This window comes from Aminobacter aminovorans, from assembly GCF_900445235.1.
Lineage (GTDB): Bacteria > Pseudomonadota > Alphaproteobacteria > Rhizobiales > Rhizobiaceae > Aminobacter > Aminobacter aminovorans.
Window position 1 is genome coordinate 2,506,107 of record NZ_UFSM01000001.1, and the last position, 24,055, is coordinate 2,530,161.

Annotated in this window: 23 protein-coding genes; 14 read left to right on the forward strand and 9 right to left on the reverse strand. The window is 63.9% G+C overall.

Annotated features, from left to right (window positions below; genetic code table 11):
• The first annotated feature begins 56 nt into the window (after positions 1 to 56).
• From ftsZ to DY201_RS12235, 8 genes are all read left to right on the forward strand, one after another.
• The gene (gene ftsZ, locus DY201_RS12200) at positions 57 to 1,745 is read left to right on the forward strand and encodes a cell division protein FtsZ (RefSeq protein ID WP_115731431.1); all 1,689 of its coding nucleotides are present in this window, start codon (positions 57 to 59) and stop codon (positions 1,743 to 1,745) included.
• Between the two features lie 276 nt (positions 1,746 to 2,021).
• A complete protein-coding gene (gene lpxC, locus DY201_RS12205) occupies positions 2,022 to 2,957 on the forward strand; it encodes a UDP-3-O-acyl-N-acetylglucosamine deacetylase (RefSeq protein WP_115731432.1) in 936 nt (311 codons plus the stop codon).
• A 182-nt stretch (positions 2,958 to 3,139) separates the two neighbouring features.
• Positions 3,140 to 4,009, forward strand: coding sequence for an outer membrane protein assembly factor BamD (locus DY201_RS12210; RefSeq protein ID WP_115731433.1), 870 nt, complete (start codon positions 3,140 to 3,142; stop codon positions 4,007 to 4,009).
• A gap of 10 nt (positions 4,010 to 4,019) precedes the next feature.
• Positions 4,020 to 5,696, forward strand: a complete 1,677-nt coding sequence (gene recN / locus DY201_RS12215) for a DNA repair protein RecN (RefSeq protein WP_115731434.1) — start codon at positions 4,020 to 4,022, stop codon at positions 5,694 to 5,696.
• A 130-nt stretch (positions 5,697 to 5,826) separates the two neighbouring features.
• Positions 5,827 to 7,983 (forward strand): NAD-dependent DNA ligase LigA, encoded by a 2,157-nt coding sequence (gene ligA / locus DY201_RS12220; RefSeq protein ID WP_115731435.1) that lies wholly within the window; start codon positions 5,827 to 5,829, stop codon positions 7,981 to 7,983.
• Between the two features lie 8 nt (positions 7,984 to 7,991).
• Positions 7,992 to 8,600, forward strand: a complete 609-nt coding sequence (locus DY201_RS12225; RefSeq protein WP_115731436.1) for a 3'-5' exonuclease — start codon at positions 7,992 to 7,994, stop codon at positions 8,598 to 8,600.
• Positions 8,601 to 8,781: 181 nt separating this feature from the next.
• Positions 8,782 to 9,510 carry an AzlC family ABC transporter permease gene (locus DY201_RS12230; RefSeq protein WP_245431977.1) on the forward strand — a complete coding sequence of 243 codons (729 nt, stop codon included), beginning with the start codon at positions 8,782 to 8,784 and terminating at the stop codon, positions 9,508 to 9,510.
• Positions 9,507 to 9,803 (forward strand): AzlD family protein, encoded by a 297-nt coding sequence (locus tag DY201_RS12235; RefSeq protein WP_067960432.1) that lies wholly within the window; start codon positions 9,507 to 9,509, stop codon positions 9,801 to 9,803. Before DY201_RS12230 ends, DY201_RS12235 begins: the two co-directional genes overlap by 4 nt.
• Before the next feature lie 48 nt (positions 9,804 to 9,851).
• Here DY201_RS12235 and DY201_RS12240 read toward each other — a convergent pair whose 3' ends face one another.
• From DY201_RS12240 to DY201_RS28720, 4 genes are all read right to left on the reverse strand, one after another.
• The gene (locus tag DY201_RS12240; RefSeq protein WP_115731437.1) at positions 9,852 to 11,681 is read right to left on the reverse strand and encodes an aminopeptidase P family protein; all 1,830 of its coding nucleotides are present in this window, start codon (positions 11,679 to 11,681) and stop codon (positions 9,852 to 9,854) included.
• Positions 11,682 to 11,764: 83 nt separating this feature from the next.
• Entirely contained in the window at positions 11,765 to 12,637 is an 873-nt protein-coding gene (locus DY201_RS12245; RefSeq protein ID WP_115731438.1) for a 50S ribosomal protein L11 methyltransferase, read from the reverse strand.
• A gap of 21 nt (positions 12,638 to 12,658) precedes the next feature.
• Positions 12,659 to 13,237, reverse strand: a complete 579-nt coding sequence (locus tag DY201_RS12250; protein WP_115731439.1) for an SCO family protein — start codon at positions 13,235 to 13,237, stop codon at positions 12,659 to 12,661.
• 34 nt (positions 13,238 to 13,271) lie between these two features.
• The gene (locus DY201_RS28720; protein WP_131922436.1) at positions 13,272 to 13,475 is read right to left on the reverse strand and encodes a hypothetical protein; all 204 of its coding nucleotides are present in this window, start codon (positions 13,473 to 13,475) and stop codon (positions 13,272 to 13,274) included.
• Positions 13,476 to 13,594: 119 nt separating this feature from the next.
• Between DY201_RS28720 and DY201_RS12255 the strand changes: the two genes are divergently transcribed.
• The 4 genes from DY201_RS12255 (at position 13,595) to DY201_RS12270 (ending at position 15,755) form a co-directional block, all read left to right on the forward strand.
• The gene (locus DY201_RS12255) at positions 13,595 to 14,083 is read left to right on the forward strand and encodes a CreA family protein (RefSeq protein ID WP_115731440.1); all 489 of its coding nucleotides are present in this window, start codon (positions 13,595 to 13,597) and stop codon (positions 14,081 to 14,083) included.
• Between the two features lie 36 nt (positions 14,084 to 14,119).
• Positions 14,120 to 14,761: a DapH/DapD/GlmU-related protein gene (locus DY201_RS12260; protein ID WP_115731441.1), complete on the forward strand. Its 642-nt coding sequence runs from the start codon at positions 14,120 to 14,122 to the stop codon at positions 14,759 to 14,761.
• Between the two features lie 73 nt (positions 14,762 to 14,834).
• The gene (locus DY201_RS12265; RefSeq protein ID WP_067960450.1) at positions 14,835 to 15,215 is read left to right on the forward strand and encodes a low affinity iron permease family protein; all 381 of its coding nucleotides are present in this window, start codon (positions 14,835 to 14,837) and stop codon (positions 15,213 to 15,215) included.
• A gap of 234 nt (positions 15,216 to 15,449) precedes the next feature.
• Positions 15,450 to 15,755, forward strand: a complete 306-nt coding sequence (locus DY201_RS12270; protein WP_115731442.1) for a hypothetical protein — start codon at positions 15,450 to 15,452, stop codon at positions 15,753 to 15,755.
• 53 nt (positions 15,756 to 15,808) lie between these two features.
• Here the strand turns inward: DY201_RS12270 and DY201_RS12275 are convergent, their stop codons facing one another.
• The 5 genes from DY201_RS12275 to DY201_RS12295 form a co-directional block, all read right to left on the reverse strand.
• Positions 15,809 to 16,000, reverse strand: a complete 192-nt coding sequence (locus DY201_RS12275; RefSeq protein WP_067960456.1) for a DUF1059 domain-containing protein — start codon at positions 15,998 to 16,000, stop codon at positions 15,809 to 15,811.
• Between the two features lie 150 nt (positions 16,001 to 16,150).
• Positions 16,151 to 17,155, reverse strand: coding sequence for a HAMP domain-containing sensor histidine kinase (locus tag DY201_RS12280; RefSeq protein WP_115731443.1), 1,005 nt, complete (start codon positions 17,153 to 17,155; stop codon positions 16,151 to 16,153).
• Complete coding sequence (locus tag DY201_RS12285; RefSeq protein ID WP_115733750.1) at positions 17,152 to 17,844, reverse strand: response regulator transcription factor; 693 nt, start codon at positions 17,842 to 17,844, stop codon at positions 17,152 to 17,154. Before DY201_RS12285 ends, DY201_RS12280 begins: the two co-directional genes overlap by 4 nt.
• Before the next feature lie 5 nt (positions 17,845 to 17,849).
• Positions 17,850 to 19,361, reverse strand: a complete 1,512-nt coding sequence (locus DY201_RS12290; RefSeq protein WP_115731444.1) for a DUF4153 domain-containing protein — start codon at positions 19,359 to 19,361, stop codon at positions 17,850 to 17,852.
• Positions 19,362 to 19,650: 289 nt separating this feature from the next.
• The gene (locus DY201_RS12295; RefSeq protein ID WP_115731445.1) at positions 19,651 to 22,149 is read right to left on the reverse strand and encodes an ATP-dependent helicase; all 2,499 of its coding nucleotides are present in this window, start codon (positions 22,147 to 22,149) and stop codon (positions 19,651 to 19,653) included.
• A 266-nt stretch (positions 22,150 to 22,415) separates the two neighbouring features.
• Here DY201_RS12295 and DY201_RS12300 point away from each other — a divergent pair, with 266 nt between their 5' ends.
• Positions 22,416 to 22,958 carry a glyoxalase superfamily protein gene (locus DY201_RS12300; protein ID WP_115731446.1) on the forward strand — a complete coding sequence of 181 codons (543 nt, stop codon included), beginning with the start codon at positions 22,416 to 22,418 and terminating at the stop codon, positions 22,956 to 22,958.
• A gap of 131 nt (positions 22,959 to 23,089) precedes the next feature.
• Complete coding sequence (locus DY201_RS12305; protein WP_115731447.1) at positions 23,090 to 23,968, forward strand: dienelactone hydrolase family protein; 879 nt, start codon at positions 23,090 to 23,092, stop codon at positions 23,966 to 23,968.
• Positions 23,969 to 24,055: the final 87 nt, after the last annotated feature.

The following is a 24,055-nucleotide window of genomic DNA, read 5'->3' on the forward strand; positions in this document are numbered from 1 at the left end:
AGCCCCATAAACGGCCGCACGGCGAAGCGGTTCGAAAGGCAAAAAGGACGAGGACTATGACGATCAATCTGCAGAAGCCGGACATCACCGAGCTCAAGCCCCGCATCACCGTGTTCGGTGTCGGCGGCGGCGGCGGCAATGCCGTCAACAACATGATCACTGCTGGTCTGCGCGGCGTCGAGTTCGTCGTAGCCAACACCGATGCGCAGGCACTCACCATGTCGAAGGCCGAGCGCCTCATCCAGCTCGGCGCGCATGTCACCGAGGGCCTGGGCGCGGGTTCGCAGCCGGAAGTCGGTCGCGCCGCCGCTGAAGAGTGCATCGACGAGATCATCGACCACTTGTCGAACACGCACATGTGCTTCGTCACCGCCGGCATGGGCGGCGGCACCGGCACCGGTGCTGCTCCGGTCGTCGCCCGCGCCGCTCGCGAGAAGGGCATCCTGACCGTCGGCGTCGTCACCAAGCCGTTCCACTTCGAAGGCCAGCGCCGCATGAAGACGGCCGACTACGGCATCGAGGAGCTGCAGAAGTGCGTCGACACGCTGATCGTCATCCCGAACCAGAACCTGTTCCGTCTGGCCAATGACAAGACGACCTTCGCGGACGCCTTCGCCATGGCCGACCAGGTGCTGTATTCCGGCGTCGCCTGCATCACCGACCTGATGGTGAAGGAAGGCCTAATCAACCTCGACTTCGCCGACGTCCGTTCGGTGATGCGCGAAATGGGCAAGGCCATGATGGGTACCGGCGAAGCTTCGGGCGAGGGCCGTGCAATGGCCGCTGCCGAAGCAGCGATCGCCAACCCGCTGCTCGACGAGACCTCGATGAAGGGCGCCAAGGGCCTGCTGATCTCGATCACCGGCGGCCGCGACCTGACCCTGTTCGAAGTCGACGAAGCTGCGACCCGCATCCGTGAGGAAGTCGATCAGGACGCCAACATCATCCTGGGCGCCACCTTCGACGAAGACCTCGAAGGTGTCATCCGCGTGTCGGTCGTCGCCACCGGCATCGACAAGTCGGCCGCCGACATGGCTGCTGCGCCGCTGACCATCCGCCAGGCGCCGAAGCCGGCCCAGCGTCAGGTCGAGGCACCGCGTCCTGTGGTGCAAGCTGCTCCTGTCGAACAGCCGCGGATGGAAGTGCGCACCAACGACCCGGTCGCCGAGGCCATCCGCCTTGCCGAAGCCAATGCAGCAGCGATGCAGCCGCGTCCCGCCGCTCCGCAGGGCGACGACTTCCGCCCGCAGAGCAAGCTGTTTGCAGCTCCGCCCGCTCAGCCGCAGGCACAGCAGTACCAGCCGCAGCAGTTCCAGCAGCCCGCGCCGCAGCCGGTGGCCCAGCCACAGGTGGCTCCCCAGCGGGAAATGATGCAGCCAGCCCAGGTTCAGCCGCGCATGCCGCGCGTCGAGGACTTCCCGCCGATGGTGAAGGCCGAGGTGGAAGCCAAGGCACAGCCGGCCGAGCATCATGAGGACCGCGGTCCGATGGGCCTGCTCAAGCGTCTGACCAGCGGTCTGACCCGTCGGGAGGAAGAACCTGCACGCCTGCAGCCGGCGCAGCCGCGCGAGCCCAAGCTGCGCCAGCCGGCGCCCGAGCAGCGCCGCATGACCAGCCAGGAATCGCAGCTCTACGCACCGCGCCGCGGACAGCTCGACGAGCATGGTCGCTTGGCACCGCAGGCACGGACTCAGGAAGACGACCAGCTGGAGATTCCGGCGTTCCTTCGCCGGCAAGCCAACTGATCTGTGAACGGCCGGTAACACTCTTTGAAAGGCGGGCGTCTCGACGCTCGCCTTTTGATCTGAAAAGGTAAGTCAAATCATTGACTTGACGGGGTGAGTCGAAGCGTCCCCGCAGTTACACAGAGTAAGAAACCGTGATTTGGAGTCTCTCACCCGGAAGACTATCTTCGCGCCGACTAAGGTCGCTGACGGGTATTGTGGGGATGAGGTCCCGTCTGGCGAGCATAAGAGCCGTGCGCCGTGGTGTGGCGAAGCGGACGCAGTGAGTACGGGCATATGGGGATCGACTTGCAGGACTATCAGACAACACTCAAATCACGTGTCACCCTGTCGGGCGTTGGCGTTCATAGCGGCAAGCCGGTAGCCATCCATTTCGCGCCGGCAGACGCGGATACGGGCGTGGTGTTTCAGGTTGCTGACCGAGAGTTCCGCGCAATTGTGTCAGAAGTGGGTGCGACCGATCTTTGCACCTTGCTTGGCGATCCCGCCGGCCAGCACGTTGCCACCATCGAACACCTGATGGCCGCTCTGTTCGGCCTCGGTATCGACAATCTGCTGATCGAAGTCGAAGGCGCCGAAATCCCGATCATGGACGGCAGTGCCGCGCAGTTCGTCGAGGCCATCGACCTGGCCGGCATCGAAGTGCAGGGCGTCAAGCGCCGCTACATCCGCGTTCTCAAGCCGGTACGAATCGAAAGCGGCGCCTCGTGGGCCGAGTTCCGCCCCTACGGCGGCACGCGATTCGAGGTCGAGATCGATTTCGAAAGCCCGGCGATCGGGCGCCAGTCCTTCGCTTCCGACATCAACGACGATATTTTCCGCCGCGAGATCTCGCGTGCTCGCACTTTCGGCTTCATGAAGGACGTCGAGCGCCTGTGGGCTGCCGGCTACGCGCTGGGCTCTTCGCTTGAGAATTCGGTGGTCATCGGCGACGACAACCACATCATCAACATGGAAGGCCTGCGCTTCTCCAACGAATTCGTGCGCCACAAGACGCTGGATGCGATGGGCGACCTGGCACTCGCCGGCGCGCGCTTCATCGGCTGCTTCCGCTCCTATCGCGGCGGCCACCGGCTCAACGCGGCGGCGCTGCGCCGCCTGCTTTCCGACCGCTCGGCCTTCGAGGTCGTCGAGACGTCGCGCCGCGAGCGCGGTCGTTCGGCCGAACTCATCGCTGTCAGCGCTGCAGTCCACGCGCCCTGGACGCTCTGACGGCCGGCATTCGCCTAGAGGTGGTGTGACCTTGTTGCACCACTTGGCCGGCGAAATGGCATGCGTCATTGCGTGCCACAAAATTGCGCGATTGGCGGCTGATAGCGTTGCCCGGCAAAGCCAGTTGTGATCTATGGCCATTGCCTAAAAGCGAAACAGCGCCAAAGGGGCGGAACTCTGTGATGTCATTGATACGAGCCGATCGATCGAAATTGCGCGTGAAGCCTCTGGTTGTGGCGCTTTCGCTCATCGCTCCGACGCTTGCACTGTCCGGTTGCATGTCCGGCGAAACCGACGTCGATCTCGCGACCTATGTCGAGCAGACCGAGCCTGCCGACGTGCTCTACAATCAGGGCCTCGCCAATCTCAATGCCGGCCGCCTCAAGGAGGCCAGCCGCAAGTTCGAGGCTGTCGACCGCCAGCACCCGTATTCGGAGTTCGCCCGCAAGTCGATGGTGATGGGCGCTTTCGCCAGCTACCGTCAGGGCTCCTATGAAGAGGCCATCAATTCGGCCAAGCGCTATCTCGCGCTCTATCCTTCGACCGATGACGCGGCTTACGCTCAGTACATTATCGGCCTCAGCTATTTCCGACAGATTCGCGACGTGACGCAGGATCAGAAGGAAGCCCGCCGCACCATTGAAGCGATGACCGAAGTGGTCCAGCGCTGGCCCGCGTCGGAATATGTCGATGACGCCAACGCCAAGATTCGTTTCGCTCGCGATCAGCTCGCAGGCAAGGAAATGCAGATTGGCCGCTACTATCTCGAGCGCCGCGAATTCATCGCCTCGGCAAAGCGCTTCCGCAACGTGGTCGAGAACTACTCGAACACGCGCCACATCGAAGAAGCGCTGGCTCGCCTGACCGAGACCTACTACGCGATGGGCCTGACTTCGGAAGCCCAGACGGCGGCAGCTGTGCTTGGCCAGAACTATCCTGACAGCCAGTGGTACAAGGATTCGTACAAGCTGCTGCAGTCCGGCGGCCTTGAGCCTCGCGAAAATGCCGGCTCCTGGATTTCCAAGGCCGGAAAGATGTTCTCCGGCGCCTGAACAGAAATAGATGCTCTCGCGCCTGTCGATCCGCGATATCGTCCTGATCGAACGGCTGGACATTGATTTCACGCCTGGCCTTTCCGTGTTGACCGGTGAAACCGGCGCGGGCAAATCCATCCTTCTCGACGCATTGTCGCTCGCGCTTGGCGCACGAGGCGATGCTTCGCTCGTCCGCCATGGTGCGACACAGGGCCAGGTAAGCGCTGTCTTCGACGTGCCGCGCAACCATCCTGCGCGTACGCTGCTCGCCGACAATGCCATCGACGACGATGGCGATATCATCCTGAAACGCGTCCAGACCGCCGACGGGCGCACGCGCGTCTTCGTCAACGACCAGCCGTCCAGCGTCACGCTGATGCGCGACATCGGCCGCGCGCTTGTCGAAATCCACGGTCAGCACGACGATCGCGCGCTCGTCGATGCCGGGGCGCATCGCGACGTGCTCGATTCGTTTGGCGGTCATGTCGGCGAAGCCAAGGCCACCGCCGACGCGTGGAAGTTGTGGCGAGGTGCCGAGCAGGAGCTGTCGCGCCATCGCGCCCGCGTCGATGCCGCGGCGCGCGAAGCCGAATATCTGCGTTCCGCAGTGACCGAACTGACCAAGCTCGACCCCCAGCCGGGGGAGGAGAGCGAACTGGCCGAACTGCGCGCCGCGATGATGCGTGTCGAAAAGATTGCCTCCGAAATCCAGGATGCGCAGGACGTTCTGTCCGGCTCGTCGTCGCCGCTGCCGCAGCTTGCCAGCCTGTTGCGCCGGCTGCAGCGCAAGGCCGCCGAAGTGCCGGGCCTGCTCGACGACGTGGTCAAGTCGCTCGACGAGGCGATGATCTCGCTCGATGCGGCGCAATCGGGCGTCGATGCGGCCCTGCGCGCCACCGAATACGATCCACAGCGGCTGGAGAGGGCCGAGGAGCGGCTGTTTGCCCTGCGCGCGGCAGCGCGCAAGCACAATGTCGCCGTCGACGATCTTGCCAGGCTGCGCGACACCATGGTCGCCGACCTCGCCGATCTCGATGCCGGCGAAGGGCGCCTGCAGGTGTTGGAAACGCAGGCAAGGACCAGCCGCGAGGCTTATGACCGCATCGCCGCAAACCTGTCGGAACTGCGCAAGACGGCGGCCGAGAGCCTGCGCAAGACCGTCATGGCCGAACTGCCGGAACTCAAGCTCGAACGTGCCGAATTCCTGGTCGAGATGTCGAGTGAAACCGACAATCGCATGCAGGAAGGCATCGACCAGGTCGAGTTCTGGGTGCGTACCAATCCTGGCACCCGGCCCGGCCCGATGATGAAAGTTGCCTCGGGTGGCGAGCTGTCGCGCTTCCTCCTGGCGCTGAAGGTGGCGCTTGCCGACCGTGGTTCGGCACCTACACTGGTGTTCGACGAAATTGATACCGGTGTCGGCGGCGCCGTTGCCGATGCCATCGGCCAGCGTCTGGCGCGGCTTTCCAGGCGGGTGCAGGTGCTGTCGGTGACGCATGCGCCGCAGGTCGCGGCACGTGCCGCCACGCATTTCCTGATCTCCAAGAAGGGCAACACCGACAAGGTGGCAACCGGCATTCACGAGATGGACCGCATGGCGCGCCAGGAGGAGATCGCACGCATGCTTTCCGGTGCTTCGATCACCGAGGAGGCGCGCGCCGCCGCCGAGCGCCTGCTGCGCGAGAACACGGCCGTCGCCTCCTGACCCGCCGACTACGGCTCGACTGTCAGGAGCCTTCGCGATCCTGCTGATTTGACGTGGAATTCGGTCTGGGCGGCTCCCGCTTCGCAGCGTCCTGATTTATGGTGGCCGCGTTTTCAGCCGGAGCCGCACCATGTCCGACAAGCCAGTCGATTCGCTCAGCGAGACTGAAGCCGCGGCGGAGCTTGCGCGGCTGGCCGGAGAGATCGCCGGCCATGATTTGCGCTATCACGCCGACGATGCGCCGACGATCTCGGACGCCGACTATGACGCGCTGCGCCGCCGCAATCTCGCAATCGAACAGCGCTTTCCGCAACTGGTGCGCGAGGATTCGCCGTCCAAGTCTGTCGGCGCTGCCGTTTCGGAAAAATTCGGCAAGGTCACGCATGCCGTGCCGATGCTGTCGCTCGACAACGCCTTTGCCGACGAGGACGTCAGCGAATTCGTCGGCCGCATCAGGCGCTTCCTCCGCCTTGGGGCGGACGAGCCGGTGGCGATATCGGCCGAGCCCAAGATCGATGGCCTATCGCTGTCGATTCGCTACGAGAACGGGCGGTTGGTGACGGCTGCGACGCGCGGCGACGGCCAGGTCGGCGAAAACGTCACGGCGAACGCCCGCACCATCGCTGATATTCCGAATGTACTGTCGGGCGACTTCCCTGAAGTGCTGGAGGTGCGTGGCGAGGTCTATATGAGCCACCTCGATTTTGCCGAGCTCAACCGGCGCAATGCGGACGCGGGAAAGCAGATATTCGCCAATCCACGCAATGCGGCCGCCGGTTCGCTGCGCCAGCTCGACACCTCGATCACCGCCAGCCGGCCGTTGCGCTTTTTCGCCTATGCCTGGGGCGAGGTCAGCGACATGCCTGCCGACACGCAGATGGGCATGGTCGCCGCCTTCGGCCGCTATGGCTTCAAGACCAATCCGTTGATGAAGGTGTTCGACAGCGTCGAGGGCCTTCTGTCGCAGTACCGGATGATCGAGGCAAATCGCGCCACGCTCGGCTACGACATTGACGGCGTCGTCTACAAGGTCGACCGGCTCGACCTGCAGCAGCGGCTCGGCTTCGTCTCGCGTTCGCCGCGCTGGGCCATTGCGCACAAATTCCCTGCCGAGAAGGCGACGACGACGCTTCTCGGCATCGACATTCAGGTCGGCCGCACCGGCTCGCTGACGCCGGTGGCGCGGCTGCAACCGGTGACGGTGGGCGGTGTGGTGGTGACCAACGCCACGCTGCATAACGAGGATTACATCAAGGGCATCGGCAACAGCGGCCAGGCCATCCGCGACGACGGCCACGACATCCGCGTCGGCGACACCGTCATCGTCCAGCGCGCGGGCGACGTCATCCCGCAGATCCTCGACGTGGTCATGGAGAAGCGTCCGTCGGACGCGCAGCCCTATCTATTTCCGGCTCGCTGCCCGGCTTGCGACAGCCATGCCGTGCGCGAAGAGGGCGAGGTGGTGCGCCGCTGCACCGGCGGCCTGATCTGCCCGGCGCAGGCGGTGGAGCGGCTCCGCCATTTCGTTTCGCGCAACGCCTTCGACATCGAGGGCCTGGGCGAAAAGCAGATCGAGTTCTTTTTCCAGTCGCAGGACCCGGCATTGCATGTGGGCTCGCCCGCCGACATCTTCACGCTGAAGCGGCGGCAGGAGGGGTCGCTCACCAAGCTCGAGAACATCGACGGCTTCGGTGCGACATCGACGCGCAAGCTGTTTGCGGCGATCGACGACCGTCGCCAGGTCGAGTTCTCGCGCTTCCTGTTTGCGCTCGGCATCCGCCACATCGGCGAGACCAATGCCAAGCGGCTGGCGCGCCACTACATTAATTTCGAGGCGTTCCGCGCCGCCGGCCTTGCCGCCGTGATGCCGGAAGGCAAGGGCGACAAGGGCAATGGCGCCTGGCAGGAGCTGACCGGCGTCAACGGCATCGGCGCCATCGTCGCCGAAGCGGTGGTCGAGTTCTTCGCCGAGGAGCACAACAGGCAGGTGCTCGACGCGCTGCTCGCCGAGGTGACGCCTCTCGAAGAGGAACGCATCGGCGACGTGTCGTCGCCGGTCTCGGGAAAGACTGTCGTCTTCACCGGCTCGCTCGAAAAGATGTCGCGCGACGAAGCCAAGGCTATGGCCGAGAAGCTCGGCGCGAAGGTGGCTGGATCGGTGTCCAAGAAGACCGACCTGGTGGTGGCCGGGCCGGGTGCGGGCTCGAAGCTCAAGGCCGCGACTGACCTTGGCATCGAGGTCATCACAGAGGACCAGTGGTTCGAGCGTGTCGGGCAGGCGGGCTGACAGACTTTATGCGTGCACTTGCCATCGACTTCGAGACTGCCAATGAGCAGCGCAGCAGTCCGTGCTCCATAGGCCTTGCCTGGATCGAGGACGGCGCGGTCATCCGCGTCGAGGAACGGCTGATCCGCCCCAGGGACATGCGCTTTTCGCGCTTCAACATCGCCGTGCACGGCATCCGGCCCGAACATGTCGAGGACGCGGCCGCGTTTCCCGAGGTGATGGAGGAGTTCGAAGAGGATCTCGGCGACACCCTGGTGATCGCCCACAACGCGTCCTTCGACATGAGCGTGCTCAGGGCGAGCTATCAGCTGTATCGCACCGCCTGTCCCGATATCGACTACATCTGCACGCTCAAGATGGCGAAGAAGGTGTGGCAGGAGCTTGCCTCGCATCGGCTCAACGAGGTGTCGCGCCATATCGACTTCTCGTTCAAGCACCACAACGCGGCCGAGGACGCGCATGCCTGCGGCGAAGTGGCGTTGGCGGTCGCGCGCAAGCTGAATGTGTCGGCGCTGCGTGACCTGCCGATGAAGCTCGACATGACGATGGGCCGGCTGCATGCGGGCGGCAATTCGCCATGCTCGGTAAAGCGGCAGCCGAAAGTTGGCAAACGCTGATCATTGGCTCAACCGAATTGATGTGACACGACAAGCCGGCTGACTTATTCAGACCTCCGCGCAGGCTATGGAGCCCTGGTCGAGCTGCCCTGCGTTTCGATGTCGACCTGCATCGTGCATTCAAACAATCAAGATCGATCTGGCAAAGTTCGATCTGCGGCCGATGCGCCACGGAGGCCAAATGTCTGATCGTCGAGGTGAATTCTGGCAAGGCGTGCGCCTGAGCGTGCCGGTGGTGGTCGCTTCGGCGCCCTTTGCCATCCTGTTCGGGGCTCTTGCCGTCGACAACGGTTTTTCCGTCGCCGAGGCGACACTGATGAGCGCCAGCATTTATGGCGGCGCCAGCCAGCTGGTCGGCATCGAGCTGTTCGGTCAGCATGTCGCGCCATGGCTGATCGTGCTGTCGATCTTCGCCGTCAACTTCCGCCACGTGCTCTATTCGGCCGCCGTGGGCAAGCGCATCGACCATTGGCCATTCCTGAAGCAGGCCATCGGATATTTCTTCCTCGTCGATCCGCAATATGCCGAGGCCGAGCGCAAGGGTGAGAATGGAGAGGAAGTGACCTTCGCCTGGTACATGGGCATGGCGCTGCCGATCTATGTCTTCTGGGTTGCCGAAAGCGCGCTCGGCGCGCTGTTCGGGCGGCTGATTCCCAACCCCCATGCAATCGGGCTCGATTTCCTGCTGCCGATTTACTTTCTCGGGCTGGTGATGAGCTTCCGCAAGCGGCCGCGCTGGCTGCCGATCGTCGTCGCCAGTGCCGTTGCCTCGATGATCGCCTACAAGACCGTCGGTTCGCCCTGGCACGTTTCCATTGGCGCACTGGCCGGCGTGCTGTTTGCCGCGGCGATGCCTGTGCGGCCTGACGAGAGCATTGCCGGCGAAGAAACGGCGGAGGTGGTGTCGTGAGCACGACCCTTTGGATCATCATCGCCGGCGCGGTTGCCACCTATCTGACCCGTATCGGCGGGCATCTCGTCATTTCGCGCTTCGATCGCATCCACCCGCGCGTCGAGGCCGGGCTGAACGCCGTGCCGGCGGCAGTGCTGACCACGCTTGTGGCGCCCGCTGCACTCTCGGCCGGTCCGGCTGAGCTGGCAGCACTTGCCGTTGCCGCGGTTGTTTCGCTGCGCGGCGGACTGATGACGATGTTTCTGGCTGGCGCTGCCGTCCTGATCGCGCTTAGGCATTTCATCGGCTGAGCGCAAACCGGCCGCATAAGGCGGCCTGTCGTTTTCATGACACGCCGATCAGGCTATCTGCGCCGTCGCCTTTTCCAGCCACGCCAGCGTTTCGCCGTCGAGCATCGGTCCGATCTCGGCCAGCACGCGGGCATGGTAGGCATTGAGCCAATCCAGCTCTTCGCGGGTCAGCAGGTCTGCACGCAGCAGGCGCTGGTCGAAAGGCGCCAGCGTCAACGTCTCGAAGCCGTGCATGGCGATGTCGCCGCCCGGAAGCTCAGCGGTTGGCGTGACGAGGATCAGGTTTTCCAGCCGGATGCCGTAGTGGCCTTCCTTGTAGTAGCCGGGTTCGTTGGACAGGATCATGCCGGCGAGCAGCTTTTCCATGCCTGTCTTGGCGATGCGCTGCGGGCCTTCGTGGACGGCCAGATAGGAGCCAACGCCGTGACCTGTGCCATGGGCGTAGTCGAGCCCATGCTTCCACAGAGCGATGCGGGCAAGCGCATCGATGTCGGCGCCGCGCGTGCCGGCCGGGAAGCGCGACAGCGAAATCGCGATCATGCCTTTGAGCACCAGAGTGAAGCGTTCGCGCATTTCCTCGCTCGGCCTGCCGACCGGCATCGTGCGGGTGATGTCGGTGGTGCCGTCCTGATACTGCGCTCCCGAATCGAGCAGGAACAGCTCGCCGTCGGCAAGCACGCGGCTGGTCGCCTTCGACACGCGGTAATGCATGATCGCGCCATTCGAGCCGGCACCTGAGATGGTGTCGAACGAGACGTCGCGAAGCGGCATCTGAGTTTCCTCGCCGGTCTGGCGGCGGCATTCTTCCAGCCTTTTCACCACCGCGATCTCGTCGAGGCTGCCCGGCTTCTGCCGGTCGAGCCAGCACAAGAGCTTGGCGACAGCGGCTCCGTCGCGGCGGTGCGCTGCCCGCGAGCCGGCGATCTCTGCCGCGTTCTTGGTCGCGCGCGGCAACCGTGCCGGGTCCGGCACTTGCACCACCGTGCCGCCATTGTCCTCGATCAGTGCGCGCAGCCTGTCGGCGGCAAGCACCGGGTCGAGCGCGATCCTGGCCCCCGACCTGGCAAGGGCTGCGACCGCATCATCGAGCTTGCCTGGTGCCTTGATGTCGGCGAGCTGGGTGAGATAGGCCTCTTCGGTGCGACCAAGCTTGCGCTTGTCCATGAACACGGCGTGGCTGCCATCGGCGGCGAGAATGGCGAAGCCAAGGGCGAGGGGGGTGTGGGGTACATCGCCGCCACGGATATTGAACGCCCAGGCGAGCGACGACGGGTCGGTCAGGATCGCATGGGTGGCGCCGTCATTCTCGATCGCCGAAGCAAGCCGCTTGAGCTTGTCTTTGGCCAGTTCGCCGGCGAAGGCCTCGGGGTGGATCTCGACCGGGGCCAGCGGCGCGTCGGGCTGGTCTTCCCAGATAGCATCGATGGGGTTGCGGGCGAGGGGGACCAGCACGGCGCCGACCTTCTCGGCCGCCGCTGTCAGCGCCTTGACCTCGCCCATGGTGTGCAGCCACGGGTCGATGCCGAGCCTTGCCCCCTTGGGCAGGCTTTCCTTGATCCATATCGAGGGCGGGTTGTCGATCAGGCTTTCGACGGTGAAGATGTCGAGATCGACCTCGTCTCGCACCTGCAGCGTGTAGCGTCCGTCGACGAAGATGTAGGCGCTGTGGGAGAGCACGATGGCCACGCCGGCCGAGCCGCTGAAGCCGGTCAGCCACCTCAAACGATTCGAACGTGGCGGGACATATTCGCCCTGGTGCTCGTCGGCGCGCGGCACGACGAAACCGTCGAGCCCGTTGTCCTTGAGCCATTGCCTGAGGAGTGCTGTGCGCGGCTTGCCGACGGTGGGATCGCCGGCTGAATCGAAGGACTGGAACATGGTGGTTTCCCGAAAGCTGGATGTCGGGCGAACCTATCCGTGCCGGCCGTTGCTGGCAACGCCACCGGCTTGTGCCAGCGGGCTCAGTTCTTGAGGTGGATGGTCACCCAGCCTTCCCGGTGGAAGGTCTCGACGTGGCGGAAGCCTGCCGCGACATAGGCTTCGACCACGGCATCGTGCTGGCGGTCGAGGATGCCGGACAGCACCAGGGAGCCGTTGGCAGCCAGATGTCCCGCCATCTCGGGCGCCAGTTGCATCAGCGGCTGCGCCAGGATGTTGGCGACGATCAGGTCGAATGGACCGCGGGCGGCGAAGATGGGATCGTCGAAACCTTCTGCCGTTGCCGTCTCGACATGGTCGGCCGCGCCATTGAGGCGGACATTGGCGGCGGCGACTTCGGTCGCGACCGGGTCGATGTCGGTTGCCAGTACTGGAATCGGCGCCAGTTTGGCGACCGCTATGGCAAGCACGGCGCTGCCGGTGCCGAGATCGAGCGCGTTGGCCGGCTTTTCCGCAGCCATCACCTTTTCGATCATCTCGAGGCAGCCTGCCGTGGTGCCGTGGTGACCGGTGCCGAAGGCGAGGCCCGCCTCGATTTCGATGGCGATCTGTCCAGGGCGCACGTCCTCGCGGTCGTGGCTGCCGTGGACGATGAAGCGCCCGGCCTGCACCGGCTTCAGGCCTTCGAGCGACTTCGCCACCCAGTCGACGTCAGGCAGCACTTCGCGGCCAAGCTCGCCCGTGTGGCCGGCTTCAGATGCAACTTCGGCCATACGCCGGGCAATGTCGTCGACATCGCCATCTGTGTAGAGCGAGACCTCATGAATGTCGCGGTCCTCGTCGATCTCGATCACCGCGATCGGCCAGCCATCTTCCTCGAAAGCGGTTTCGAGGGCAGCGAAGATGCGATTGGCAGCTTCGCGGCCGGTGGTGATGTGCAGCCGTGTCTGGGTCATGTCGGGTCCGGTAGAGGAGGATCAGCCTTCCTTGGCAAGCCGCTTGAGCTTGGCAAGTGCGGTCTCTGGGTTCTCCTCATAGGCGATCGTGCCGAAGAAATCACCATTGCTCTTGAGCAGCAGCACCGAGGCGGTGTGATCCATGGTGTAGTCGCCGCCCTCGGTCGGAACCTTCTTCGAATAGATGCCGAAGGCCTTGGCCATGGCGGCGATCTTGTCGGCCGAGCCGGTGATGCCGGTGATGCGGTCGGAGACGTTGCTGACGTAGCTGTTCATCACTTCGGGCGTGTCGCGCTCGGGATCGACCGAGACGAAATAGGCGCGGAGGTTCTTGCCTTCGTCTCCCATCTGCTTGAGCAGGCCGTCGAGCTCGAACAGCGTGGTCGGGCAGACCTCGGGGCAATGGGTGAAGCCGAAGAAGACAGCACTCGGCTGGCCGCGGAACGCCGCCTCGGTGATCTCGGCGCCCTTCTGGTCGACGAGCACGAAGGGCGCGCCAAAGGCCTGGGCGCTGTTCTTGCTGCTGTACCAGTCGAAGGTCAGCCAGCCGACGCCGGCGGCCATCAGGATCAGAATGCCGGCAAGGATCGTGCGCATCATCGATTGTGATTCCATGGTGTGATTGATGACCGGTTCAGAAGCACCAGGACATGCCAGCCTCGACCAGCGACATGAAGATGCCGGCGTCCTTGTCCAGCCAGGAGGCGAAGGCGAGCCCCGAAGCCGCCGCAAACACCATCAGGCCGAGCGCGATCCACGCGGTCGCCGAAAGCGATATGGGCAGGGCCTGTTTCATCAACCTTACATAGCGCGGCGCGTGATTTGCCAAAAGGGACATGTTGACGCTCTCATTCGTCCACGAAACACCATTTCGCGAGCGCCATACCTTGTTGTTACCTTGCATCATGCGATCGGCTGACCCAAGTGTTGGCGACTGCACAATTCCAGGAGGCTTTCATGCGGCGTGCCCTTTCCATTCTTGCCACCACGGTCGCGCTTGGTGTCGTTACACCCGCCATGGCCCAGCAGGTCGGCGAGGTTGGCGTCGACTGGCTTGGCAACGACATCATCGTCGAGGCGATCAAGGACCCGAAGGTGGAGGGCGTAACCTGCCACGTCTCCTATTTCGACCGCGGCGTGATCGACCGGCTGCAGAAGGGCAACTGGTTCGAGAACCCTTCTGATTCCGCCATTTCCTGCCAGCAGACCGGACCGATAAGCATAGGCGAGATCGATCTTGGCCAGGAAGGCGAGGAGGTGTTCAAGCAGGGCATCAGCCTGATCTGGAAGGAGCAGGTGGTGAACCGCATCTACGACCAGAAGAACGAGACGCTGATCTATCTCGCCCATTCGCGCCAGGTGCAGGACGGATCGGCCAAGATGTCGATGACGACGGTGCCGCTCTACGGCCAGAACGTGATCTGGACCAAGGGCAAGCCGCAATAGCTTGCGAGGTCGATGGCGCGGGCGTAAATCCCGCAGATGGACACTCCCGCCGACCTTCGCTTCAAGGATGACGAGCCGCGCATCCACCCGACTTCCGAGCTGAAAGGCTGCCGGCTTGGCCGCCACGTGACAGTTGGCGAGCGCGTCGTGCTGCGCGAGGTCGTCGTCGGCGACTATTCCTATTTCGAGCGCCATGCAGAGGCGATCTACACCACCATCGGCAAGTTCTGCTCGATCGCCGCCAACACGCGCATCAATGCGCTCGACCATCCGATGGAGCGGCTGACCACGCACAAGGTGAGCTACCGGCCCAACGAATATTTCCGCTATCTCGGCGTCGACGGCGATTTCCGCGAGCGCCGCAGGGCCAAGCTGGTGGCGATCGGGCATGACGTCTGGATCGGCCACGGCGCGGTCATCATGCCCGGCGTGACCGTCGGCAATGGTGCCGTGATCGGGGCGAACTCGGTTGTGACCAGGGACGTCGCGCCCTTCGAGGTTTTTGCCGGCGTGCCGGCCAGGAAGCTGAGGATGCGGTTTGCCCCTGAGATCGCCGCCCGTATCGAGGCGCTGGCCTGGTGGGACTGGCCACGCGAAAGGCTTTTCGAGGCCGTCCCCGACATGCAGAGCCTGCCGATCGAAGCGTTTCTCGACCGTTGGGAGACGCGGGAGGGCTAGCCTTGCTTACACACCCTGCGGAACCCCAAGCGGGCGCCGATTGTTTCCTTTCGCCAGCCGAAGGGAATTTCCGATGTTCGAGAGGGTTTTCACCAGGATTGCCAACAAGGTGGCTTATGCCGCCGGCCTGCCGCTGACCTTTCTCGGCTGCTGTCTGATCGTTCTGGTCTGGGCAGCCTCGGGCCCGGTCTTCGGCTTTTCCGATACCTGGCAGCTGGTGATCAACACCGGCACGACCATCATCACCTTTCTGATGGTGTTCCTGATCCAGAACACCCAGAACCGCGATGGCGCTGCGATTCAGGCCAAGCTCGACGAGTTGATCCGCGTCGGCAAGGCACAGAACCACTTCATCGGCATCGAGCATCTGACTGAAACCGAGGTCGAGGAGATCCGCAAGAAATGCGAGGAAGCGGCCAAGCGGCATGATGGCCGGGCGAAAGCGAAGGCGTGAGCGCCACGTCTCCTCGCAGTCGGGAGACGTCCATGCGTGTCGGATGCTTGGCGGGGCATATCCTGTAGCGTCGCCAGGCAGGTGCACAGGATTTTGGAGCAAAAACCACCCCGCACAATTCCTGCAGCGGGCGTGGAAGTGTCGTCCACGCCGGCGATTGTGTTCGCTGATTCCGGGCGGTTGACGATTGCTCCGGTCCGGAACAAGATTGTAACGGGTAGGGTATGGCGTGGCGTGACCGATTGGCTGGATATTCTCAGAGAGCAGGCCGAGACCGGTGCCGAGATGGCGCGCGAGGTTCCGGCGACGCTCGCCAATCCCGACATCAGCCGTGACCAGGTCAAGAAGCTGTTCGCCGCACTCGAACAGCAGGCCGAATTTGTCGAGAAGCTGAGGCAAGTGCTCGAGGCCAATGACTTCGAGCCGGAGGTGCTGGTCGCCGCCGAGGCGCTGGAGGACCGTTACGCCGAGTTGGCGGCGTCGGCCGCCGAACGGCTTAAGGCAATGCGCAGCGCCACAGAGCCTGCACGCCGGCAATAGAGCCGGTGCGGCATCACCACTGCGCCACAGAGCCCTGCAATCACCAGCGCAAATCAGGCCGGCGGCGAGCCGATATGGATGGCTTTCCTGATCTCGGCCCGGAAATCCGGCGTGTCGTGCTCGCCATGGACGGCGACCGCATGCTGGACGGCGGCGTTGACCAGTTCATCCTCATTGTCGGCGGCAATCGCCACGGTGCATTTCATTTCGCTTGGGAACTCTCGGCAGTCGATATATCTGCGCATCGTCCTCGCCTCCCTGCGACAAGCAAATTAGCGCAACCTAATGTTATTCCTGCGCCTGCCAGACGGCAACCGGTAAGTGGCACCGGGCCGCGCTACTGGGTCGGCAGGGGCCAGGTAGAGCGCGGATAAGGCACCGACCGTGCCGGGCACCTATACCGCCGGCAGCCTGATCTCGAAGCGCGTGCCCTTGTCGGCGCCGGCAAGCTGGATCGTTCCATCATGGGCATTGAGCAAGGTCGAGACGATGCCGAGGCCAAGGCCGGTACCGCCGGTTTCGCGGCGTGTGGTGAAGAAGGGCTCGAAGATGCGGGCGCGGTTGTTGGGCGAGATGCCGCAGCCATCGTCGGTGGCAGCGATGATGACGATGCCGTCCAGGCCGCTGGCCTCCAGTACGAAACGGCCGGCGCCGTGGCGCAACGCGTTGTCGACGAGATTGGACAGGATGGCCGCCCCGTTCTCGGGCGACATGGCGAAGCGGATGTCGGCGCCTGAAAAGATCGATACGTCGACACCTTCGACCGGGGCGAGATGGCCGAGAATCTCAGTGAGCGACGTGCTCTGGCCCGGCAGCGCTGCCTTGTCGGCACGCGCCAGTTCGATCAGGCGGCGCACCAGGCGGTTCAGCCTGTCGGTGTCGGCGACGATGTTGTCGAGGAAGCGCGTTCGTGTGGCCGGATCCATGTCGTCGCTGGCGTCGCGCAGCAGTTCGGCTGCACCCTGGATCGCGGTCAGCGGCGATTTCAACTCATGCGAGACATGGGTGGCAAAGGTGCGGATCGTTTCGTTGCGGATCTGCAGCTTGCGCGCCATCTCGAGGAAGGCTTTGGACAACTCCGCCATCTCGCGCGTGCCGTGATGGGCAAGTGGCTGGAGGGCGTCCGCTTGCCCCTCGGCGATGCGCGCGGTTCTTTCCATCAGATCGTGCATGGGACGGGTGATGGTGCGGATGAAGACGAAGCCGATCAGCAGCGTGACGCCTGTTACAAGGGCCGCTGCCGCGACCGCGCCATGCGATAGAAGGGCGGGCTCGGCGGCCGGCTCGAAGCGCTGCTGGTAGAGCTGGAAGCAGAACAGCCCCAGTAGCGGCAGCGTCATGACGGTGGCAAGGATGGCCAGCACGACGAGGCCGAGGGGCGGGCGCCATTTTTCAGTCATGCGCCGCACCGCCCGAGGCGGAAGCCCATGCCATGGACGGTCTCGATCGCGTTGGAGCAACCCACTGTTGCGAACTTCGCGCGGATGTTGCGGATGTGGCTGTCGACCGTTCGCTCCGAGACGTGAATGTTGGCGGCATGGCTGGCATCGATCAGCTGACTGCGATTGAGCACATGCATCGGTTTCGTCATCAGCGCCTTGACGATGGTAAATTCGGTCGCGGTGAAGTCGATGTCTTGGTCATCGTAATTCACCGCGCGCCGCAAAGGATCGAGCACAATCAGGCCGTGACTGAGGCTTGCCGGGACGAGTTCCGCCGGAGCCGGCCGTGCACGGCGAAGGATGACGTTGACGCGCGCCACCAGCTCTCGCGGGCTGAACGGCTTGGTGACATAGTCGTCGCCGCCCATCTCAAGGCCGAGGATGCGGTCGATTTCCTCGTCGCGGGCAGACAGGAACAACACGGGCACGTCGGAGGTTCGCCGAAGCCTGCGGCACAGCTCCAGCCCGTCCATCTCGGGCATGCCGACATCGAGCACGACCAGGTCGGGCATGCGGCGCTCGATGCGCGCCAGCGCTGCCATACCGTCGCCGACCGGCTCGGTCTCCATGCCTGCCTTGTCGAGGGCAAAGCAGATCACGTCGCGGATATGAGGGTCGTCATCGACGACGAGGATATGGCGCGGCATCGTCGTCACTGCGGCTCTGTGCCGGAAAGCAAAGGCGAAGGCTGGTCGAGATACGCTGCCAGCCGGAAGTTCCGAAAACTCCAGGCACGCCAGTTCTGCAGCCGCTCGCGAAACCGATCCGCCTCATAGTGGCGCGAGACGAGGCTTGTGCGCGCGACCGCGCCGGTGTCACCCATGCGGTTCAGCACCACGTCGATTGCCGGGATGGCCTGGGGTCCAAGCGAGCGCAGATAATACCAGTCCAATTCCGATCCTCCATCCATCGCGCGGCTGTGGCTGACATTGTAGTGGGCGATGATTGCGGCGAAGTTGACGAAGCAACTGACGTAGAGAACTGCAGAAAGCGTCAGCATGTTGGCACCGAAAAGCCATTCGTTCGACTTGTCGAGAGCAATGCGGGACATGATCAGGACGATGCCGGTGGCGACCAGTCCCATCCAGACGAAGGCGGCAACGCGCCAGTAGGTCAGCGAATATGCGTCGACATAGAGGTCGAGTCGCAGGATGGAGGAAATCACCAGGACGAAATTCTGTGCCGACCAGAGATAGACGAGTCCGCGGACCCGTCGGTCGGCCGAAGTCGCGCTGCCTGGCCGCAGCGCCAGCAACACGAAGATCGCGGCAAGCAGTGCCGTGACGATGAGTGCGTAGGCGCCGCGATGGGCATAGGCGGCGTAGGTGAGCCCTGCGGGCAGATCGACCCCACCCCACAGATAAGCGCCGTCGAGAACGGTCTGCAGCGCGAAGATGACGTTGAACACGACAAGCGCGCGCAGGATCGCCGCCTTGCCGAAGATCGACTGGTGCAGGCCGGCGGGCGGTTCCAAGTTTGCCTGTGCTTCGGCGATCGGCCGTGGTGTGAAGAGGCGCCATTTGGGTAGCCAACGCGGTAATCTCGGCCTGAGGAAGCTCCAGACGATGCCGGCCAAGACGAGCCAGAAGGCAATCCGCCAGACGTCAAGAAGGTTGAATATGGCCCGGATGTCGATCAGCGACATCCAGTAGCCGATGACGGGATTGGCGATGCCGAACAACGCGACGAACACCATGCCCAGAGCGACAGCTAGCGTCCAAGCGGTAAGGCTGCCAAGGCGCCAGATCTTGCGGTGTCCGGCCAGTTTCCGTAGCCGCGCGATGTCGAATGGCAGCCGGCCGGGGATTGTCAAGAGAAAGCCGGCGATGCGCTTGAGGCAGTTTACCGGGCCGGATCGCAGGCGGGCCGAGACCGACAGAACGAAGGCCGCCAGGCAAAGGGTCGCGACCGTCACCGAAAGCGGGCTGACATTTTCGGCGAGCGGGGCAAGAGCAAGCGCGGCGAGAACAATTTTGAGCGCGAGCGGGCGGGGACGGGGTCCCCGAGCATGAAAGGCAATCATTGCACCAGCAGCCAGCGCAGCGAAGATGAAAAGCGAAATGTCCAGCGGCTGCCGGAACAGCAGAAAATCGGCTGCAAGGGTCAGCAGCAATGCGGCGCCGACCTTGGCGGAGATGGTGGACGGGGCATGGCGGAAGTTCATGCCCTGCGCTCCGGCTTGCGGGGGAGACCTGCCGGGCTGCGATATGTGCCAGGGAAGGGCGCGATCGCCTGAGGTGGCGCTGGATCAACCAGCCACCACGCTTCAGTGAGCAGCCGTTTGGGCAGCTGGCGGGGTGTGCGGTGCGTGCGGCTCGATGTCGTTTGCATGCGACATGTGTGGCCCGGCATCGGGCACGCATGGTGGCCGGAACGAGGAGATGTTCAGGAGTTTCGTGCAGATTTCGTGCAGAGAGCAGCGCCGGATCTAGCCAGCGCCAGGAATGGCCCGATCAGACAGGGTTCACGAACCCGTCCAGCACCTTCTTCTGGCCTGCCTTGTCGAAGTCGATGGTCAGCTTGTTGCCGTCGATGACTGAGATGTTGCCGTTGCCGAATTTCTGGTGGAACACCCGGTCGCCGACATTGAAGCGCGAGGGTTCCGTGGAGACCGACTTGGCGACAAGTTCTCCGTCGATGGTGCGGCCCTTGACCGAACCGCGGCCGGCACCGAAGCCGGAATCGGTTTCGCCATAGCCGATGCGTTCGACCGAGTGACCGGAGCGCGAGCCCCAGTTGCGGTCGGTGGCCTCGGTGCGGTTCTGCTGCGCGCGCTGCCAGCCCGGCGTGGCATAGGTGTTGGAGAAGGATTTTTCACCGACACTGTCGAAACGCGAAGCGCCATAGGGGTTCTGGCGACCGCCGCCGTAACCGCCATAGGAGTTGCCGGCGTCGGCCACCTCGACATGCGCCTCGGGCAACTCGTCGAGGAAGCGCGAGGGGATGGTCGACTGCCATAGGCCATGGATGCGGCGGTTGGAGACGAACCACAGATGCAGGTTCTTCTTGGCGCGGGTCAGGCCGACATAGGCGAGGCGGCGTTCCTCCTCGAGACCCGAGCGGCCGCCTTCGTCGAGGGCGCGCTGGTGCGGGAACAGGCCTTCCTCCCAGCCGGGCAGGAAGACGGTCTCGAATTCGAGGCCCTTGGCCGAATGCAGCGTCATGATCGAGACGGCATCGAGCTGTTCGTCCTGCTCGGCGTCCATGACGAGGGCGACGTGTTCGAGGAAGGAACGCAGCGACTCGTATTCCTCCATGGAGCGGATCAGCTCCTTGAGGTTTTCGAGCCGGCCCGGCGCTTCGGCCGAGCGGTCGTTCTTCCACATATCGGTATAGCCGCTCTCTTCGAGAATGATCTCGGCGAGTTCGGTATGCGGGGTGTTGTCGAGTGCCTTCTGCCAGCGCTCGAAATTGGCTGCGACCTCGCGCAGCGCTGCCCGAGGCTTGGGCTTTAGTTCGTCGCTCTCGGCGAGCTGGGCGGCTGCCTGCAGCATCGGCACGCCAAGGGCGCGCGCCGTGTCGTGGAGCTGGCGGATGGCGGCTTCGCCGAGGCCGCGCTTGGGCACGTTGACGATGCGTTCGAAGGCGAGATCGTCGGCACCCTGGGCGACGACGCGGAAATAGGCCATGGCGTCGCGGATTTCCTGGCGCTCGTAGAAGCGCGGGCCGCCGATGACGCGGTAGTTGAGGCCAAGCGTGACGAAGCGGTCTTCGAACTCGCGCATCTGGAACGAGGCGCGCACCAGGATCGCCATGTCGTTGAGATTGTGTTTCTGGCGCTGCAGCTGTTCAATGGTCTCGCCGACGGCGCGGGCTTCCTCCTCGGAATCCCAGGCGGCATGGACATTGACCTTGCCGTCTTCGGGATCGTTGCGTTCGGTGAACAGCGTCTTGCCGAAACGGCCCTCATTGTGGGCGATGAGGTGGGCGGCGGCACCCAGTATGTGCGCGGTAGAGCGGTAGTTGCGCTCGAGCCGGATGACGACGGCACCGGGGAAATCCTTGTCGAAGCGCAGGATGTTGTCGACCTCGGCGCCGCGCCAGCCATAGATCGACTGGTCGTCGTCGCCGACGCAGCAGACATTCTTCTGCCCCGGGCCACCGGTTTCCTGGGCCAGGAGCCGCAGCCACATATATTGCGCGGTGTTGGTATCCTGGTACTCGTCGACCAGGATGTATTTGAAGCGCTTGTGGTATTCCTTGAGCACATCCGGGTAGGCGCGGAAGATGCGGATCGGATGACACAACAGGTCGCCGAAGTCGCAGGCGTTCAGCGTCTGCAGCCGGTCCTGATAGGCCTTGTAGAGCTCACGGCCCTTGCCGTTGGCAAAGGATCGGGCGTCGCCCTCGGGGATCTCGGCAGGGCCGAGGCCCTTGTTCTTCCAGCCGTCGATCATCATGGCGAACTGGCGCGCCGGCCAGCGCTTGTCGTCAAGGCCCTCGGCCTGGATCAACTGCTTGATCAGGCGGATGACGTCGTCGGTGTCGAGGATGGTGAAGTCGGAGCGCAGCCCTGCCAGTTCGGCATGGCGGCGCAGCATCTTGACGCCGATCGAGTGGAAGGTGCCGAGCCACGGCATGCCCTCGACCGCTTCGCCGACAAGGTGGCCGATGCGCTGCTTCATTTCGCGCGCCGCCTTGTTGGTAAAAGTGACGGCGAGGATCTGGCTGGGGTAGGCGCGGCCCTGGCTGAGGATATGGGCGATGCGGGTGGTGAGCACACGCGTCTTGCCGGTGCCGGCGCCGGCGAGCACCAGAACCGGGCCTTCGGTGGTCTCTACAGCCTGGCGCTGCTCGGGGTTCAGGCCGTTGAGGTAATCGGGCGCTGACGGCGCCTGGCGCGCGGCCATGGCGCGCGCAGCGATACCGCTGGGCGCAGGCGTGCTGGCGGCCCTGGGCGGCATCCCGCCGGGCTCGTCGAAAAAGGGCATGTCGTCCGGAAAGTCTGACATTTGCCCCGAATGTAGTGATTCGGGGCGGAAAGGCCAGAAGCGTCTCTGTTTTGTTCTGGTTTTGGCGGGAAAAGCGATCGGTGTTGACCCTGCCACAGACGCTTTGCTAGCGTGGCTGACGGCTTGATGTGGCCGGCAGTCCGCGCCCTCTGGGGGTATGGCGAACACATCGGACGCTTCCGTCACCTGATCCCATGGGATGGTGAGAGCATCGGCAATGCGGGCACTGATGGGATTTCTCGCCACAACCAGAGGATCGGAAGATCATGCGAACCTATCGTGACGCAAAGGCGATGGCGAAAGCCATGCGCGAGGCGCTTGCCCAGAAAAACCTTGAGCTCAGCCACAGCGAGGCGCTCGAGATCGTCGCCAGGCAATTCGGCTTGGAGACCTGGAACATCCTGTCGAGCAAGCTCGACAAGTCAGAGGATCCGACAGCCGGTGCGGTGAGTTTCACCCAGCCGGTGCCGATCTTCCGCATCTTCGACGAGGACAAGGCGAGGGGCTTTTACGAGGGGTTCCTCGACTGCACTTTCGACTGGGAGCATCGCTTCCACCCCGGCGCACCGCTCTATTGCCAGGTGTCGCGCGGTGGGCTGAAGCTGCATCTGTCCGAGCATTCGGGCGACGCCAGCCCGGGTGCGACGGCTGTCTGCTACATGAAGGGCGTCGAGGCCTTCCAGAAGGGGCTGATTGCCAAGAACTACAAGTACAACCGCCCGGGCCTGGAGCAGCAGGACTGGGGGCTGGAGTGCCAGGTGATCGACCCGTTCGGCAACCGCATCCGCTTCATGGAAAGCCAGGATTGAGCGCTTGTCGAAGCGCCCGCGCCGACCACGCGCGGGCGCTTTTTCGTGGCCGCGGCGATCACGCAACAGTGAAACCAACTACATTTGCATACGTTAAACTCCCGGCCTCGGAACCAGACAGGGAGCGAGAGATGACACGACCTGCCATTACCCAGGCGATGATCGACGCCTATGACGAATACACCCACATTACACTCGACCGGCGCGGCTTCATGGAGAAGCTGACCAGGCTTGCCGGCTCAGGCGCTGCCGCGGCGGCGATCGTGCCGTTGCTTACGGCCAACCAGGCGCGGGCGGCGATCGTCGCCGACGACGACAAGCGGCTGAAGACCGAGGACATCACCTATCCCGGCGGCGGGGGAGACATGAAGGGCTATCTCGTCCGTCCGGCCGACGCCACAGGCAAGCTGCCGACGGTCATCGTCATTCATGAGAACCGCGGCCTCAACCCGCATATCCGCGACGTGGCGCGGCGGGTCGCACTGGAAGGCTTCGTGGCGCTGGCGCCCGACTATCTGTCGCCGCTTGGCGGCACGCCAGCGGACGAGGAAAAGGCGCGCGAGATGTTCGGCCAACTCGATGTGGCGCAGACGGTCGCAAATGGCGTCGCCACGGTGGCGTTCCTGAAGGGGAATGAGAGCGGCAATGGCAAGGTCGGCGCCATGGGCTTCTGCTGGGGCGGCGGAACCGTCAACGCACTTGCCGTCAACGCGCCCGATCTGGCCGCCGGCGTTGCCTATTATGGCTCCCAGCCAAAGGACGAGGCCGATATCGCCAAGATCAAGGCAGCCTTGATGCTGCATTATGCCGGCAAGGACGACCGCATCAATGCCGGCATCGACGCCTACAAGGCGGCACTGGAGAAGGCCGGCAAGGAGTTCCAGCTGTTCATCTATGACGGCGCCCAGCACGCCTTCAACAATGACACCTCGGAAGCCCGCTACGACAAGGCGGCGGCGGAACTCGCCTGGGGGCGGACCGTCGGCTTCTTCAAGGAAAAGCTCGCCTGAACCGAGGGCGGCGACAACGACGCTTGCAATCTGATCTACGAAAAGCCCGCGCCTGACGGCGCGGGCTTTTCTGCTGAGCGGCCTGGT